This window comes from Betaproteobacteria bacterium, assembly GCA_016709965.1.
Lineage (GTDB): Bacteria > Pseudomonadota > Gammaproteobacteria > Burkholderiales > Rhodocyclaceae > Azonexus > Azonexus amarohabitans.
Genome location: JADJLT010000001.1, coordinates 1,053,801 through 1,070,000, shown reverse-complemented (window position 1 = coordinate 1,070,000; position 16,200 = coordinate 1,053,801). Strand labels below are relative to the sequence as shown.

General features: G+C 55.1%; 14 protein-coding genes, 1 other RNA gene and 1 pseudogene (1 of these 16 cut by a window edge). 15 read left to right on the top strand and 1 reads right to left on the bottom strand.

What is annotated here, in order from left to right; all coding sequences use genetic code 11:
* Positions 1 to 1,240, top strand: partial view of an IS66 family transposase gene (locus IPJ12_05330; GenBank protein ID MBK7646588.1) — the 3' portion only. The gene continues 29 nt to the left of window position 1, outside the view; only the last 1,240 of its 1,269 coding nucleotides appear in the window; its start codon lies off the left edge, out of view; it ends in the stop codon at positions 1,238 to 1,240.
* 23 nt (positions 1,241 to 1,263) lie between these two features.
* Here the strand turns inward: IPJ12_05330 and IPJ12_05325 are convergent, their stop codons facing one another.
* Positions 1,264 to 1,638, bottom strand: coding sequence for a transposase (locus tag IPJ12_05325; GenBank protein MBK7646587.1), 375 nt, complete (start codon positions 1,636 to 1,638; stop codon positions 1,264 to 1,266).
* A gap of 151 nt (positions 1,639 to 1,789) precedes the next feature.
* On the opposite strand from IPJ12_05325, the pseudogene IPJ12_05320 reads away from it, so the two are divergent.
* The 14 genes and pseudogenes from IPJ12_05320 (at position 1,790) to nirD (ending at position 16,179) form a co-directional block, all read left to right on the top strand.
* Positions 1,790 to 2,701 (top strand): annotated as a pseudogene (locus IPJ12_05320) (IS66 family transposase).
* A gap of 102 nt (positions 2,702 to 2,803) precedes the next feature.
* An RNA gene (ffs, locus tag IPJ12_05315) (signal recognition particle sRNA small type) lies at positions 2,804 to 2,902 on the top strand.
* A gap of 27 nt (positions 2,903 to 2,929) precedes the next feature.
* Positions 2,930 to 4,534 carry a DNA polymerase III subunit gamma/tau gene (gene dnaX / locus IPJ12_05310; protein MBK7646586.1) on the top strand — a complete coding sequence of 535 codons (1,605 nt, stop codon included), beginning with the start codon at positions 2,930 to 2,932 and terminating at the stop codon, positions 4,532 to 4,534.
* Between the two features lie 13 nt (positions 4,535 to 4,547).
* The gene (locus IPJ12_05305) at positions 4,548 to 4,871 is read left to right on the top strand and encodes a YbaB/EbfC family nucleoid-associated protein (protein ID MBK7646585.1); all 324 of its coding nucleotides are present in this window, start codon (positions 4,548 to 4,550) and stop codon (positions 4,869 to 4,871) included.
* 3 nt (positions 4,872 to 4,874) lie between these two features.
* The gene (recR, locus tag IPJ12_05300) at positions 4,875 to 5,474 is read left to right on the top strand and encodes a recombination protein RecR (protein MBK7646584.1); all 600 of its coding nucleotides are present in this window, start codon (positions 4,875 to 4,877) and stop codon (positions 5,472 to 5,474) included.
* A gap of 83 nt (positions 5,475 to 5,557) precedes the next feature.
* Positions 5,558 to 6,157, top strand: coding sequence for a ubiquinol-cytochrome c reductase iron-sulfur subunit (gene petA / locus IPJ12_05295; GenBank protein MBK7646583.1), 600 nt, complete (start codon positions 5,558 to 5,560; stop codon positions 6,155 to 6,157).
* Between the two features lie 3 nt (positions 6,158 to 6,160).
* Positions 6,161 to 7,462 carry a cytochrome bc complex cytochrome b subunit gene (locus IPJ12_05290; GenBank protein ID MBK7646582.1) on the top strand — a complete coding sequence of 434 codons (1,302 nt, stop codon included), beginning with the start codon at positions 6,161 to 6,163 and terminating at the stop codon, positions 7,460 to 7,462.
* A 13-nt stretch (positions 7,463 to 7,475) separates the two neighbouring features.
* Positions 7,476 to 8,195: a cytochrome c1 gene (locus tag IPJ12_05285; protein MBK7646581.1), complete on the top strand. Its 720-nt coding sequence runs from the start codon at positions 7,476 to 7,478 to the stop codon at positions 8,193 to 8,195.
* An 83-nt stretch (positions 8,196 to 8,278) separates the two neighbouring features.
* Entirely contained in the window at positions 8,279 to 8,875 is a 597-nt protein-coding gene (locus IPJ12_05280; GenBank protein ID MBK7646580.1) for a glutathione S-transferase N-terminal domain-containing protein, read from the top strand.
* A 2-nt stretch (positions 8,876 to 8,877) separates the two neighbouring features.
* Positions 8,878 to 9,312, top strand: coding sequence for a ClpXP protease specificity-enhancing factor (locus tag IPJ12_05275; protein ID MBK7646579.1), 435 nt, complete (start codon positions 8,878 to 8,880; stop codon positions 9,310 to 9,312).
* 127 nt (positions 9,313 to 9,439) lie between these two features.
* Positions 9,440 to 12,163, top strand: coding sequence for a molybdopterin-dependent oxidoreductase (locus tag IPJ12_05270; GenBank protein ID MBK7646578.1), 2,724 nt, complete (start codon positions 9,440 to 9,442; stop codon positions 12,161 to 12,163).
* A gap of 20 nt (positions 12,164 to 12,183) precedes the next feature.
* On the top strand, positions 12,184 to 13,173 hold the full coding sequence (gene ybiB, locus IPJ12_05265; protein MBK7646577.1) for a DNA-binding protein YbiB: 990 nt from the start codon (positions 12,184 to 12,186) through the stop codon (positions 13,171 to 13,173).
* Positions 13,174 to 13,399: 226 nt separating this feature from the next.
* Complete coding sequence (locus tag IPJ12_05260; protein ID MBK7646576.1) at positions 13,400 to 15,844, top strand: NAD(P)/FAD-dependent oxidoreductase; 2,445 nt, start codon at positions 13,400 to 13,402, stop codon at positions 15,842 to 15,844.
* Between the two features lie 23 nt (positions 15,845 to 15,867).
* Positions 15,868 to 16,179, top strand: a complete 312-nt coding sequence (gene nirD / locus IPJ12_05255; GenBank protein ID MBK7646575.1) for a nitrite reductase small subunit NirD — start codon at positions 15,868 to 15,870, stop codon at positions 16,177 to 16,179.
* The last annotated feature ends 21 nt before the right edge of the window (positions 16,180 to 16,200 follow it).

Below are 16,200 nucleotides of genomic sequence, written 5' to 3'. Positions count from 1 at the left end.
TGATCAACTCAGCGCCGACGAATTGCGCCGTCTGCTCGTCGAGCAAGACCGTGAGCTCAACTGGCGTAAGGTAAAGATCGACAAACTGACGCATGAAGTGGCGTACCGTAAGCGCCATTACTTCGGCGTCAACGCGGAACGCCTGCCGGTTGAACAGGGACAACTGTTCGAGGAAACCCTGGCGGCGGACATGGCGGCGATCACCGAAGAGCTGGCGCAGCTTTCGGAAACGAAACCCAAGGGCCAGGCCAAACGCAAGCCGCTGCCGGCGGAACTGCCGCGTACCGAGATTCACCACGAGCCGGAATCGACCACTTGCGCCTGTGGTTGCCAGATGAAGCGCATCGGCGAAGACGTCGCCGAGAAACTGGACTACACGCCGGGCACCTTTACGGTCGAACGCCACATCCGCGGCAAATGGGCCTGTGCCCAATGCGAAACCCTGGTACATGCGCCGGTGCCGGCCCATGTGATCGACAAAGGCATTCCGACCACCGGCCTGCTCGCCCATGTGTTGATCGCCAAATATCTGGATCATCTGCCGCTGTATCGTCAGGAAGGCATCTTTGGCCGGGCCGGCTGGCCGATTCCCCAATCGACGCTGGCCGAGAGGGTGGGCCAGATGGGCGTTACCCTGCAACCGCTGGTCGATGCCCTGAAAGTCGAGATGCTCACCTACCCGGTACTGCATGCTGACGAAACGCAGGTGGCGATGCTTGACCCCGGCGCCGGCAAGACCCATCGGGCCTACCTGTGGTCGTACAGCATTGGGGCCTTCGAGCCGATCAAGGCGGTGATCTATGACTTTGCCGACAGCCGGGCGGGCAAACATGCCCGGGAATTCCTCGGCGACTGGCGCGGCACGCTCGTCTGCGACGATTACTCGGGCTACAAGGCCCTGATCGCCGACGGCGTCACCGAAGCCGGTTGCATGGCACATGCGCGCCGGAAATTCTTCGACCTGCATGCCAACAACCAGAGCCAGATTGCCCAACAGGCGCTGGCCACCATTCAGAAGCTCTACCAGGTCGAGCGGGAAGTCGCCGAGCTGAGCCCGGACGAACGGCGACGAATACGCCAGGAGCAGGCCAAGCCGATTCTGGATGAACTCCATGACTGGCTGACTCGGCACCGATTGCAGGTGCCGAATGGATCCTCAACGGCCAAAGCGATTGATTACAGACTCAAACGCTGGACGGCGTTCGCCCATTCCCGCCCGCATGTCCAGTGGTCTTGTTGAGAGCCACAAGGCATCCACCCGGATTATCGCAGCCAGTCGCGTAACCAGGTGGCGCAATCTCCGGATGCCTGGACCGGCCAGTCCACTTTGATCGCGGTGTTGCCCCGGCGGACTTCGATCCGGATATTACCCAATACAGGTACAGCAGGGGCAAGCGGCAGTTGCACAAACTCCGGGGCTGTCACCGGAATGGGCTGGGCCGCAGGCACTAACAAGCGCCGATTCGGCACTTCGATGCCGCGCTCACGTATCCAACGGTGGACCTGATTAGCGTTAACGCCATTGGCCATCGCAATGCCAGCAACCGATGCTCCCGGCTCAACACATGCCGCAATCACCGCCAGCTTGAATTCCTCCGGGTGATACCGACGGCGCCGACTTGGTTTCTGGATTTCCATCGAAAGTGTCCACCATCGTTTCTAACGGGGACAGGATCTTCGCGGTCTAACGCATCAATTTATATATGAGTTCGCCGGGCGCTTACTATTTATTTGCCAACCGACGAGCCAATCGGATGAAAGTGCTGGTACATGATGGGCACCGTGCACGCCCGGCGTCTTCGGTCTCGAGCGCCACATACGTGGAAAATGGATTTGCGGACAATTCGAAAAGCTAATCTAGGTGCCGGTAACGGCGCACGTCAACGACAAAGGCATCCCGATAACCGGTTTGCTCGCTCAACTCCTGATTGCCAAATATCAGGATCATCTGCCGCTCTATTGGCAGGAAACCATCTTCGGTCGGGCCGGTCTGGCGATCCCGCAATCCACTCTGGCGCAATGGGTGGGGAAATGCGGTGTGGCACTCCAGCCCCTAGTCGATGCGCTGAAGGATGAGATGCTCGTGCATCGGGTGCTCCACGCCGATGAAACACCGGTCTTCATGCTTGATCCGGGGGCCGACAAGACACATCGTGCCTATCTCTGGTCATACAGCATCGGTGCCTTTGAGCCAACTAAAGCAGTCATCTATGGCTTTGCTGAAAGTCGTGCCTGCAGGCATGCCCAGGAATTTCTGGGTGACTGGCGTGGCACACTGATTCGCAATGATTGCTCTGGCTACAAGACACTGCTGGCCAATGGCCTAACAGAAGCTGGCTGCATGGCGCACGCCCGACGCAAGTTCTTTTATCTGCACAGCCAAAAGCAGCGCCTGAGACGCTGGGTGGCGCTGACCCATTACCTCCATTACCTGTCCGATGGCTAAGTGCCGATCGACAATAACAGGATCGAGAATCAGATCCGGGCTATCGTGATCGGCCGCAAGAATTGGATATTTGCCGGCAGCTTGCGCGCCGGCAAACGCGCCGCCGCTATCATGAGTCTGATTCAGTCCGCCAAGTTCAATGGCCATGAGCCGATGCCTTACCTGAAGGATTTCCTGACTCGCCAGCCGACTCGACCGGCAAGCCGCGTCAGCGAACTGCTGCCGCATCGCTGGCAGCCTCAAGTCACCGACTGACTTAAAAATCAGCCTAGATTCGCCGGGTGCATATGGTTTATCAACGGAAATAGCATCCTTGTCATGATATGCCATGTTGAGGCTTGTGTTAGAATCCTTCTCGGCGGGTCTCCCCGCATTGCAGGGTGGTGAACTTGGTCAGGTCCGGAAGGAAGCAGCCACAGCTATTTGCTGCAAGTGCCGGGGGTTAGGCTCGCCACTTTCATTTTTTCGATTGGTGCGTAGCGCATGAGTTATCAGGTTCTTGCGCGCAAGTGGCGGCCGCGCAATTTTTCTACGCTGGTTGGGCAGGAGCATGTGGTTCGTGCTTTGACGCACGCGCTTTCTGAGCAGCGTTTGCACCACGCCTATCTGTTCACTGGTACTCGAGGCGTTGGCAAAACGACAATCGCTCGAATTCTCGCAAAATCGTTGAATTGTGAAGTGGGTATTACCGCAAACCCTTGTGGGGTATGTGCTGCCTGCCACGAGATTGATAGTGGTCGTTTTGTGGATTTGCTCGAGGTAGATGCGGCAACCAACACGCGTGTCGACGAGATGCGTCAATTGCTCGAAAATGCAGTGTATGCACCAACACGTGGGCGCTTCAAGGTCTACGTGATCGATGAAGTCCACATGCTTTCCAATTCAGCATTCAACGCTATGCTTAAGACGCTTGAGGAGCCTCCGGAGCATGTCAAATTTATACTTGCAACAACTGACCCTCAGAAAATTCCGGTAACGGTTCTGTCCAGGTGTTTGCAATTTAATTTGAAACAGATGCCCGCATTGGCGATTACAGGGCATCTCGGCCATATTTTGCAGGCGGAAGGTATTCCGTTCGATATGCCAGCGCTTGGGCTTGTTGCGCGTTCGGCTTCTGGGAGTATGCGTGATGCCCTCTCGTTGCTTGATCAGGCTATCGCCCATGGCGCAGGGCGGGTTGAAGAGTCCTTGGTTAGAAGCATGCTGGGGACAGTGGATCATGATTATATTTTTGCAATTCTTGATGCGCTGAAGGACCGCGACGCATCGCCATTGCTGCAAGTGGCTGCGGATATAGGTATGCGTAGTCTGTCGTTTTCTGCTGCATTGCAGGAACTTGGGGCTTTGTTGGTTAGGTTGCAGGTCGCACAATGTGTGCCTTCTATTGACGATGAGGAGTCAGACAGGGATCGATTGCTGGGGCTTGCAGCAGAGTTTTCACAAGAGTTTGTCCAGTTAGCCTACCAAATCGTGAATAATGGCCGCGCTGAATTATCTGTCGCACCGGATGAGTATTCAGGCTTTGTTATGACCTTGCTGCGGCTGCATACTTTTGCTCCTAGTAAAGTTTCTGATTTGCTCGAAACGGCAGTTGTTCGCAGCAAATCGACTGTTCGCCAGCGGGCGGCTCCGATAGCTGCAGCACCGTTACCTGAAATATCTCCATCTGTTGGAGTGGTGCAAATATCAGGGGCTGCATCTACGTCTTCTGAGTCAGACTGGCATAAAATTGTTACTTCGCTGCCTTTGTCTGGGATGGCGAAGGAGCTTGCACAGAATTGCGAACTCCGGCAGTTGGATGAGCAAATTTGCTTGCTTCGGCTGCCCCCGGCTCTTGCACATTTGCAAATGAAGCCTGGGCCAGATCGGTTGCAGCATGCTTTGAGCGAACATTTTTGCCGGCCATTGTTGGTGCGAATCGAACTTGCACTTAACGAGTCTCACACGCCAGCGGAGAGCATAGGGCGTCAACGTCAGGAGAGGCAGGAAAAAGCGACGGCCTCGATTGCGCAAGATGAATTTGTGCGCGATGCAATTGAGTCCCTAAATGCTTCGGTAGTACAGTCGTCAATTAAACCTATTGTCTAATGGAGATACGAATATGATGAAGGGTGGCTTGGCTGGCCTGATGAAGCAGGCGCAGGCGATGCAGGAAAATATGAAAAAGGCTCAGGACCAGTTGGCCCAAATTGAGGTTGAGGGTCTGGCTGGCGCGGGAATGGTAAAGGTAGTTATGAATTGTGCGCACGAAGTGCGCAGGGTCAGCATTGATCCGTCAGTTATGGATGACCGGGAAATGCTTGAGGATCTTATTGCCGCGGCACTGAATGACGCGGTTCGGCGAGGCCAGGTGTTGAGCCAAGAGAAAATGTCTGGATTTACATCCGGCCTTAACCTGCCTCCAGGTTTTAAGCTTCCCTTTTGATTTGTGACGCCATCAGGGCTTGAATCGCTAATCGAGGCATTGCGTTGCCTGCCTGGTATTGGGCCGAAATCAGCGCAGCGCATGGCTTACCACCTGTTGCAGCGCGACCGGATTGGGGCGAAGCGTTTGGGTGAGGCAATCGTGCATTCCTTGGAGGTTATTCGGCATTGCCAGCACTGCAACACGTTTTCCGAGTTGGATGTATGTGAGCTTTGCAGTTCTGCGCGTCGAGACCAGACTCTTCTTTGTGTAGTCGAGACCCCTGTGGATCTGAATATGATGGAGCAGACGCTTAGTTTTCGTGGACTCTATTACGTTCTGATGGGCAAGATATCTCCACTGGATGGTGTTGGGCCTAAAGAGCTTAGTCTGGATAGATTGATGGCTCGAGCGGTCGATGGCGTTGTTAAAGAGGTTATTCTTGCCACCAATTACACAAACGAGGGTGAGGCGACGGCGCACTATATTGCGGCTATGCTTCGATCCAAAGGGGTTAGCGTTACAAGAATCTCCCGCGGTGTGCCGGTCGGTGGCGAACTCGAATATGTAGATAGTGGCACTCTGGCCCAGGCGTTACGCGAACGTAGGCTTTGTGGTGACTGATAACGGCTTTTATCGAGGCGCCCAATATCGTATAATTTAGCGTTTAATTTTTATCCCATCTAATTCCGTTAGGGGTCAGCGTAATGAGCAATCAAGGAAAAATGGACTGCGGACGGCGGCGTCTGGTCGTTGCTACCGCAGCCGTGGGCGGGGCGGGCGCGGTTGCCGCTCTCGTGCCGTTCGTCTCCAGCTTGCTTCCATCCGAACGCGCCAAAGCTGCAGGCGCTCCGGTCGAAGTGGATTTCAGCAAGCTCGAACCGGGTCAGATGATGACCGTCGAGTGGCGCGGCAAGCCGGTTTGGATCATCAACCGTACCAAGGAGATGCTGGATACCCTGCCCAAGTTGGCTGATGCGGTAGCTGATCCGAAGTCCGAGAAGGCTAGCCAGCAACCAACTTATGCTCAGAATGACACTCGCTCGATCAAGCCGGCAATCATGGTTGTTGTGGGTATTTGTACACACCTTGGGTGTTCTCCTGGTCAGAAATTCAAGGCCGGCACCGAAGAGGGGATGCCTGCTGGTTGGTTGGGGGGCTTCCTGTGCCCATGTCACGGGTCGACCTTCGACTTCGCCGGTCGCGTTTTCAAGTCGAAGCCTGCCCCGACCAACCTCGAAGTGCCGCCGCACGTGTATCTCGCAGATACCCGTATCCTGATCGGCGAAGACAAGAAGGGAGCATAAGAAATGGCTGCTGGCAATTTCGAGAAATACAAATCTGACGGCTCGCTGGCCGGTAACGCTCTGGAATGGGTTGACGCACGTTTCCCGGCGACTTCGATGTGGAAGGGGCACCTTTCCGAGTACTATGCCCCGAAAAACTTCAATTTCTGGTACTTCTTTGGTTCTCTGGCGCTACTGGTGCTGGTCATCCAGATCGTTACCGGTATATTTTTGGTAATGCATTACAAGCCCGATGCTGCGCTCAACGCCAATGGCGTGCCGATTGCATTTGCTTCGGTCGAATACATCATGCGAGACGTCTCTGGTGGCTGGCTGATTCGCTACATGCACTCCACCGGCGCTTCAGCCTTCTTTATCGTGGTTTATATGCACATGTTCCGTGGACTGCTCTACGGTTCGTATCGCAAGCCGCGTGAGTTAACCTGGCTGTTTGGCGTCGGTATTTTCCTGTGCCTGATGGGCGAAGCTTTCTTCGGTTACCTTTTGCCATGGGGGCAGATGTCGTACTGGGGAGCTCAGGTGATTGTTAACCTCTTCTCGGCGATTCCAGTGATCGGGCCGGATCTTTCGTTGATCATCCGCGGCGATTTCGTGGTTGGTGATGCGACGCTTAACCGCTTCTTCTCCTTCCACGTTATTGCCTTCCCGCTCGTACTCATCGGTCTGGTTGCCGCTCACGTATTGGCTCTGCACGAAACCGGTTCGAATAACCCGGACGGTGTTGAGATCAAAGCCAACTTGGGTGCCAACGGGCATCCGGTTGATGGCATCCCGTTCCACCCGTACTACACGGTCAAGGACATCGTCGGTGTCGTGGTCTTCCTGATGGTTTTCTCGGCTGTGATGTTCTGGGCGCCGGAGGGTGGCGGTTACTTCCTCGAAACGCCGAACTTCTATCCGGCTGACCCCCTGAAGACCCCGCCGCACATTTCGCCGGTCTGGTACTTCACGCCGTTCTACTCGATTCTGCGCGCTGTGACCTATCCGCTGTTTGGCCTCGATGCCAAGTTCTGGGGTGTGGTTGCGATGGGTGCTTCGGTCGTGATCTTCGCCTTCCTGCCGTGGCTGGATCGTAGCCCCGTCAAATCGATCCGCTACCGCGGCCCGATTTACAAAACGCTGCTGACCATTTTTGTGATTGTGTTCTTCGTTCTCGGTTACTTGGGTACGCTGTCCCCATCTCCTATGGGCGAACTGGTATCGCAGATTTGTTCGGTGTTCTACTTCGGATTCTTCCTCGGCATGCCTTGGTGGTCACGGATGGACAAGTTCAGCCCGGTTCCCGACCGTGTGACGTTCAAGTGAGAGGATGCCTAAAATGAAAAAATTCCTTATCGCCTTGCTCTTCGCGCCGATCATGGCATTTGCCAACAGCGGTTCCGCTCATATCGACAAGTGGCCGGGTTCTGTCAGCGATAAAGCTGCATTGCAGAATGGTGCAAAGCTGTTCGTCAATTACTGCATGAACTGCCACGGCGCTTCCTACCTGCGCTACAAGAACCTGCTGGATCTCGGTCTGACCGAACAGCAGGTCAAGGAAAACCTGATGTTCACTTCCGACAAAATCGGCGAGTTGATGCGGGTTGCGGCACGCTCCGATGAGCAAAAACTGTGGTTTGGTGCAACGCCACCGGATCTGACCATTGTTGCTCGTGCCCGTGGCGAAGCTGGTAATGCCGGAGGCGGTGCCGACTGGATTTACACCTACCTGCGTTCTTTCTACCGTGACGCGAACCGTCCAACTGGCTGGAACAATCTGGTGTTTGAAAACGTCGGCATGCCGCACGTCCTGTACGGTCTGCAAGGCCAGCAAGTGCTGAATCACGAAACGCACAAGCTGGAACTGGCTGTTCCGGGCACCATGCCTCCAGCTGAATTCGACAAGTCGGTCTCTGACCTCGTTGGCTTCATGGTCTGGATGGCTGAGCCGCAACAGGAGTTCCGCCGGACTCTGGGCTGGTTTGTCCTTGCCTTCCTGGCTGTTCTCTTTGCGGTCGCTTATGCGCTCAAGAAGGAATACTGGAAAGACATTCACTGATCCTTTTTGGATCCGATAACGGCATCGCGGGTTTGGCTTTGGCCTGCCCCCGATGCCGAATCTCATTTTGAAGGTTGTCACAAATGATGAACCTCTACTCGGGTACTACTTGCCCCTTTAGTCATCGCTGCCGTATTGTCCTGTTCGAAAAGGGCATGGATTTTCAGGTTATTGACGTGGACATGTTCAACAAGCCTGAAGAAATGGCTGCGATCAATCCGCATAATCGCGTGCCGGTGTTAGTCGAGCGAGATCTGGTCTTGTTCGAGCCTAACATTATCAATGAGTACATTGATGAGCGTTTTCCGCATCCTCAATTGATGCCAGCCGATCCGATCATGCGTGCTCGTGCTCGCCAATTGTTGGTGGGCATGGAACGAGAGATTTTTTCGTTCATGGAAGTGATTGAAAAGAATGGAAAGACGGCTGATAAAGCTCGTCAGGAAATCCGCGCCCGTCTTACGGAAATTGTCCCTATCTTCAATAAGCAAAAATTCATGCTCGGTGATGAATTTTCCATGCTCGATGTCGCTATTGCGCCACTTCTTTGGCGCTTAGATCACTACGGTATTGATCTGGGTAAGGCTGCCGCCCCTTTGATGAAATATGCAGAGAGAATATTCAGCCGTCAAGGCTTTATAGATGCGCTCACGCCATCTGAAAAGGCGATGCGCAAGTAAGCATGCAGCTACCGTCTACGAAGCCTTACCTGCTTCGCGCCATCTGGGAGTGGTGTTGCGATAATGGTTTTACGCCGCACATCGCCGTTGAAGTCGATGAACGGACTCGCGTGCCTCGTGAGTTTGTCCGTGATGGCCAGATTGTTTTAAATCTTGGCCCAACGGCTACCAGCAAGCTTCAGATAGGTAACGATTTTATCGATTTTCAGGCTCGATTCAGTGGCGTTGCCAGGGATTTGTCCGTACCTGTCGGACGGATTTCGGCGATATATGCACGCGAAAATGGCGCTGGAATGGCGTTCGAAATTGATGCTGAGGATGACGGAGGTGGGGTCAATTTTGTCGATGCTTGCGAGGTCGAATCTCCTTCGGAAGAACCTCAACCCGAGCCACCACGCCCAGAAGGAGGGCGTCCCAAGCTGCAACGCATCAAATAGGGACGGTTGCTTCGTCTGTTGCACCAAAAAAGGGAAAATCCGTTACCGGGTTTTCCCTTTTTATTTGCAAGTCCATGATTTTAATAGGTGGCACAGCTGTTGCTGATGGCATTTCGGAAGGAAAATCATGAAAACTGAAGTTAAATCTACCTGTTGCTACTGCGGCGTTGGCTGTGGCTTGCTCATCGAGTCGGAAAGTGGTGTGGTCACAGGATTGCGTGGTGACCCAGAACACCCTGCTAATCGAGGGCGCCTCTGCACCAAGGGGGCCACGCTGAATCAGACTGCAAACCCTACTTACCGATTGCAATTTCCAGAAAGACGCACGGTACGTGGCCTGTCTGGACAGCGACAGAGCTGGGGGGCGGCGCTTGACGAAGCTGCGCAGCGCTTTGCAAATACCATTCGTCAATACGGGCCGGATTCCGTTGCCTTCTATATTTCAGGACAGTTAATGACTGAAGACTATTACGTCTTCAATAAACTGGCTAAAGGCCTGATCGGCACAAATAATGTAGATACTAATTCCCGCCTTTGTATGTCTTCAGCGGTTGCAGGCTATAAGCAAACCCTCGGCGCGGATGCGCCACCATGTAGTTACGCCGATATTCTTCAGGCAAAGGTAATGTTTATTACTGGAGCCAACCCCGCAGTCGCTCATCCGATTATTTTTCGCTATATAGAAGATGCCAAGGCGGCAAATCCGAATCTAAAGATCATTGTTGCAGACCCCCGTCGCTCGGAGAGTGCGGAGATTGCAGATCTGCATCTACCGATCAAGCCAGGCACCGACATCGCGTTGTTTAACGGAATGCTGCATGTATTGATCAGCGAAGGCTTTGTGGATCAGGCCTATGTCGCGGCACACACCACGGGTTTTGATGCCTTGGCAGATATTGTCAAAGAATACTCGCCAGACAAGGTGTCCATGCTCTGCGGTGTTCCTGCCGAAGACATTATCCAAGCTGCTCGCTGGTTTGGTGCCAGCGACGCCTCATTGTCGCTCTACTGCCAAGGGTTGAATCAGTCAGCTCATGGCACTCACAACAATGCGGGAGTAATTCATTTACATCTCGCTACCGGGCAGATTGGCAAGCCAGGGGCCGGACCATTTTCGCTGACCGGTCAGCCGAACGCCATGGGCGGACGTGAAGTGGGAGGGCTGTCGAATCTCTTGTCGGCCCACCGCGATATGGCGAATCCCGAGCACCGTGCCGAAATTGCGCGTTTCTGGGGAGTCCCTTTTGTACCCGCGACACCCGGTAAATCTGCAGTTGACCTCTTTAAGGCACTGAAGACCGGAGAAATCAAGGCGGTTTGGATTGCTTGTACCAATCCGGCCCAATCCCTCCCCAATCAAGCTGCTGTGCGCGAAGCGTTGCAGGCGGCCGAGTACGTTGTGTTGCAGGAAACTTATGGCAACACTGATACGGCCGATTATGCCGACTTGCTTTTGCCTGCCAGTGGATGGGGGGAGAAATACGGCACAGTCACTAATTCCGAGCGTTGCATTTCGCGGGTGATGCCAGCTGTTCAGGCGCCAGGAGAGGCGCGTCACGACTGGGAAATTGTGGTCGATTTTGCCCGACGTCTAGGCAAAGAACTGGGACACGCGTCAGCTGAAAAGCTTTTCCCTTATGCGAATGCCGAAGAGATATTCAACGAGCATCGCGAAACCACGCGTGGCCGCGATCTCGATATCACCGGCTTGTCTTATGCCCTGCTTGAGGCACAAGGTCCGCAGCAGTGGCCCTATCCGGAAGGCGCTAGCGCCGGAAAGGTTCGTCTCTACGAAGATGGACGCTTCCCAACGCCGGATGGCAAGGCGCGTTTCGTCGCCATCCAGCACCAGGCATTGGCGGATGCCACTACACCCGAGTTGCCCATTAGTCTCTTGTCAGGCCGCATGCGTGATCACTGGCATGGGATGAGCCGCACCGGTACCGTACCTCGCTTGTTCAATCTGGAAGATGAGCCTTTGCTCGCGATGCATCCATGTGACATGAGACATCGTGAGCTGGAGTCAGGTGATCTCGTCAAAGTGACCAATGGCCGCGGTGAGATGGTGACGCGAATCATTGAGCGGCCCGGTCTGGTCAAAGGGCGCGCCTGGATGCCCATGCACTGGGGAAGTCAGTTCATGAACACGCCAGGGGCCAACGCGCTGGCATGTGATGCCACTGATCCGTATTCAAAGCAGCCCGAATTGAAACATGCCGCAGTACAGATCACTAAAGCCAATCTGACGTATCCGCTGGCCGTGCTCAGACGCTGTGCGGATCAGTCGGAGGCGCTGGAGCTTATGCAGCGTGCGCGAGCTTCCCTCAAGGCATTTCCCTATGCCACGGTGGGTCTGTACGGTCGGAAGACGCCATTGGTTGTTTTTCGGGCGGCAAGCGAATCGGCAATTGCCGAGAGCGAAATCGCAGAAATCGACCGTCTCTTCGGCCTGGATACCACTGATGGTGCGATTGTTTACGTGGATGCCACTCGAAAAGTGAGCAAAAAAGCCATTGCTCAGGAAGGGCGGCTCCTTGGAGTGCGCCTTGCCGGTGAAACCTTGGCGCAGGCGTGGTTGAAGCAGGCAATGGCCGAGGATGAACTCGATGCCAGTCTGATTCGCTTCGCTTTGGCGCCTTCTGCCAAGCCGCCGGTGACCATGATCGCTCGCAACATCATCTGCAAATGCGCCGATATTAGCGACGTGCAGATTGGCCATGAGCTGGAGAGTGGGGCAGACTTGCCTAAACTACAGGATAAATTAAAGTGCGGCACCTTCTGCGGCTCATGCGTTCCGGATATCAAGCGCATGGTCGCAGAACATGAAAAGAAAATCGCAGCAGCAGTCTGATTGCGACCGGAGGAGACCACATGAGTTATGCGCAATACATCAAAGAGATCGGCCGAGGGGCCGAGGGGTCGCGTGACCTGAGCGGTGATGACGCAAAGCAGCTCTATGCTGCAATGCTGGACGGCGGTGTGCCCGATCTGGAAATGGGTGCCATCATTCTTGGCTTGCGCGTCAAGGGTGAGTCACTGGATGAAATGCTGGGCTTTCTGGAGGCCGCTGACGAGCGGACGCACAAATTAGAAATGCCGCACGGGCGCGTCCGCCCGGTCGTTTTGCCGACCTACAATGGCTCACGCAAGGAACCCAACCTGACCCCATTGCTGGCCTTGCTCCTGCAGCGGTTTGGCGTGCCGGTCGTTGTTCATGGCCTGATTGAAGGATTCGGGCGGGTGACGACAGCCCATATTTTCCGTGAGCTCGGGATCATGCCGACGGCTTCCATGACGCAAGGACAGATCGCGATTGATGAAAAAGGGCTGGCATTTTTGCCGCTTAGCGCCCTTTGCCCTGGCATCCATAACCTGCTGGCACTGCGCAGCCGGATGGGCGTTCGCAACAGCGCCCATAGTTTGGTCAAGATGATCAATCCGTTTCGGGGGGATTCGGTTGTGGTTGCACCCGCGACTCACCCGGACTTTATCGAACTGATGCGTGAGACGCTGATGGCCAACGGTCAGCGTGCGTTGCTATTGCGCGGCACGGAAGGCGAACCATTCGCCAACCCAAAGCGTCGTCCACGACTTGAATTCATCCATGATGGTGCCTCGGATGTTCTGTTCGAAGCCGAGCATGAAAGTCTGCGTGCCCTGCCAAACCTGCCCGAAGCCAGTGATGCCGTCAGCACCGCCAAATGGATCCGGCGCATTCTCGACAAGCAGGTTCCCTTGCCCAAGCCCTTGGCCAATCAGTTGGCCTGCCTTCTTTTTGCAAGTGGCTATGCCGAAGACTTTAACCAGGCAAAGGCCATTGTCGCTGTCGAAGCGACAGGTTTGCTGATGGGCGGCAATTGATCTGAATCTGCACCGCACTGGCTTTTAGAGCACTGAGTTGGTGCGCCGTTGCTACGGTCAACCGGGAAAAACCGCAAAAAATCAGATGTTTGCCGACCTGGCACGCTGATTGCAAGAGATTCACTGAAGCAGCGAATCAGCAGCCAACGACGGCAGCTCGATGGCAATGATGTCATGCGCTGACACACTTTTGCACCTCAAGGTGCGCGCAACGTTGGAGCCCCAAATGAGCAAACCCCGTCTCGTCCTGATCGGCAATGGCATGGCCGGTGTCCGCACCGTCGAAGAGTTGTTGAAGATCAAGCCTGATCATTACGACATTACGATTTTCGGTGCCGAACCGCACCCGAACTACAACCGTATTCTGCTTTCTCCGGTGCTTGCCGGCGAAATGACCATTCAGGAAATCGTCCTGAACGAGCTGGACTGGTACAAGGAAAAAGGCATCAAGCTGCATACCGGCAAGCAAATTGCCAAGATCGACCGTACCAATCGGAAGGTCATCGCGGAAGATGGCACGGAGGAAGAATACGACCGCTTGCTCATTGCTACCGGCTCAACCCCGTTCATGCTGCCGATCCCCGGCAATGATCTGCCTGGCGTCATCGGTTATCGCGATATCAAGGATACCGACGAGATGATCGAGGCCGCCCGCCTGCACAAGCATGCGGTGGTCATCGGCGGCGGCCTGCTCGGTCTGGAAGCGGCCAACGGCCTCAAGCTGCGGGGCATGGATGTCACTGTGGTGCATATCGGTCCGTGGCTGCTCGAGCGTCAGCTCGATGAAGTTGCTGCTCGAATGCTGCAGAAGTCACTGGAAGACAAAGGCCTCAAGTTCCTGTTGCAGAAGCAGACCGAGGCATTGATTCAAGGCGAATCCGGCCGCGTTGCCGCGATTCGCTTCAAGGACGGCATGCAAATTCCGGCGGACCTCGTTGTCATGGCCGCCGGTATCCGCCCGAACTACGCGCTGGCTGAAGCGTCAGGCATCTATTGCAATCGCGGTGTCGTGGTCAATGACACCATGCAGACCTACGACCCGAAGGTTTACGCTGTCGGCGAATGCGTCACCCATCGTGGTACGGTCTACGGTCTGGTTGCGCCGCTGTTCGAGCAGGCCAAGGTTGCTGCCAACCATCTGGCCGGTTACGGCATTGGTCGCTATACCGGTTCCGTAACATCCACCAAGCTGAAAGTCACTGGCATTGATCTGTTCTCTGCCGGCAATTACATGGGCGGTGAAGATACTGAAGAAATCATCCTCAACGATCCCTACGGTGGCGTGTACAAGAAGCTGGTCATCAAGGACAACAAGCTGGTTGGCGGTGTCATGTACGGCGACACGGCCGATGGCCCTTGGTACTTCCAGCTGCTCAAGGATGGCCGCGACATTCATGACATCCGCGATCAATTGATCTTTGGTCAGTCACTGGTTGGTGACGTTGGCCATGCCGGTAACAACAAGGCTGCATCAATGGCCGACAGCGCCGAGGTCTGCGGCTGTAACGGCATCACCAAGGGTGTCATCGTCCAGGCTATCAAGGCCAAGGGTCTCTTCACGTTGGACGAGGTCAAGAAGCACACCAAGGCAGCATCGTCCTGTGGTTCCTGTGCCGGCCTCGTTGAGCAGATTCTCGCCTCGACCATTGGCGGCGCCTACACCCCGGCAGCGTCAGACAAGAAGCCGGTCTGCGGCTGCACCGAGCAGTCGCACAAGGCGGTCCGTGACGCCATCCTGAATCAGCACCTGACCAACAAGGAAGCCGTCTTCAAAGCCCTTGAGTGGAAAACGCCGAACGGTTGCGACAAGTGTCGCCCGGCGGTGAACTACTACCTGATTTCGACCTGGCCGCATGAAGCCAAAGATGATCCGCAATCGCGCTTCATCAACGAGCGTTCACACGCCAACATCCAGAAAGATGGCACTTACTCCGTCGTGCCGCGCATGTGGGGTGGTCTGACCACGCCGAACGAATTGCGCGCCATTGCTGATGCCGCCGAGAAGTACAACGTGCCGACCGTCAAGGTGACTGGCGGTCAGCGTATCGACCTGCTCGGCGTCAAGAAAGAAGATCTCCCGGCGATGTGGGCCGACCTCAACGCCGCAGGCATGGTTTCCGGCCACGCCTACGGCAAGTCGATTCGTACTGTTAAGACCTGCGTCGGTGCCGAGCATTGCCGCTTTGGTACGCAGCTGGCCATGTCCATGGGTGTCAAGCTGGAAAAGATGCTGTTCGACATGTATGCCCCGCACAAGGTCAAGCTCGCTGTTTCCGGCTGCCCGCGCAACTGTGCCGAAGCCGGCATCAAGGACGTCGGCATCATCGGTGTCGATTCCGGCTACGAGATCTATATCGCCGGCAACGGTGGCATCAAGACCGAAGTCGCGCAGTTCCTGTGCAAAGTGACCTCAGACGAAGATGTCATGGAGTATTCCGGCGCCTTCCTGCAGTTGTATCGCCTTGAAGGCTGGTATCTGGAGCGTACCTGCCACTACCTCGAACGCGTCGGCATGGACTACATCAAGGGCAAGATTCTTGAGGATGAAGAAGGTCGCAAGGCGCTCTACGCCGCGTTGCTTGACTCGCTGAAGGACGCCAAGGATCCGTGGGCGACCTCGCGTGAGCCGGAGGCCATCAAGCAGTTCATCCCCATCATGGTCGAAGCCTGAGCATTCAGAAAAAAGGACAAAAAATGAGTAACTGGAAACTGATTTGCCCGTTGAACGACATTCCGCAACTGGGCTCTCGAGTGGTCAAACCAGCTAATGGCGGCGATATCGCCATCTTTCGCACCTCGGATGACGAAGTATTTGCCATTCACGACAAGTGCCCGCACAAAAACGGGCCGTTGTCACAAGGCATCGTCCATGGCAAGCGCGTGACCTGTCCGTTGCATGGCTGGAACATTGGCCTGGAGGATGGTCATGTGGTGGCGCCGGATGTTGGCTCCTGCACCAAATTCGAAGTGAAGGTCGAAGACGGCAGTGTTTTTCTCGCCGTTTAAAAAAAACGACCCATACAAATT

Bases quoted from the DNA above. Each gene is read 5' to 3' on its own strand.
- IPJ12_05325 (MBK7646587.1), bottom strand. From the start codon at position 1,638: ATGGAAATCCAGAAACCAAGTCGGCGCCGTCGGTATCACCCGGAGGAA.
- dnaX (MBK7646586.1), top strand. From the start codon at position 2,930: ATGAGTTATCAGGTTCTTGCGCGCAAGTGGCGGCCGCGCAATTTTTCT.
- IPJ12_05305 (MBK7646585.1), top strand. From the start codon at position 4,548: ATGATGAAGGGTGGCTTGGCTGGCCTGATGAAGCAGGCGCAGGCGATG.
- petA (MBK7646583.1), top strand. From the start codon at position 5,558: ATGAGCAATCAAGGAAAAATGGACTGCGGACGGCGGCGTCTGGTCGTT.
- IPJ12_05290 (MBK7646582.1), top strand. From the start codon at position 6,161: ATGGCTGCTGGCAATTTCGAGAAATACAAATCTGACGGCTCGCTGGCC.
- IPJ12_05285 (MBK7646581.1), top strand. From the start codon at position 7,476: ATGAAAAAATTCCTTATCGCCTTGCTCTTCGCGCCGATCATGGCATTT.
- IPJ12_05280 (MBK7646580.1), top strand. From the start codon at position 8,279: ATGATGAACCTCTACTCGGGTACTACTTGCCCCTTTAGTCATCGCTGC.
- IPJ12_05275 (MBK7646579.1), top strand. From the start codon at position 8,878: ATGCAGCTACCGTCTACGAAGCCTTACCTGCTTCGCGCCATCTGGGAG.
- IPJ12_05270 (MBK7646578.1), top strand. From the start codon at position 9,440: ATGAAAACTGAAGTTAAATCTACCTGTTGCTACTGCGGCGTTGGCTGT.
- ybiB (MBK7646577.1), top strand. From the start codon at position 12,184: ATGAGTTATGCGCAATACATCAAAGAGATCGGCCGAGGGGCCGAGGGG.
- IPJ12_05260 (MBK7646576.1), top strand. From the start codon at position 13,400: ATGAGCAAACCCCGTCTCGTCCTGATCGGCAATGGCATGGCCGGTGTC.
- nirD (MBK7646575.1), top strand. From the start codon at position 15,868: ATGAGTAACTGGAAACTGATTTGCCCGTTGAACGACATTCCGCAACTG.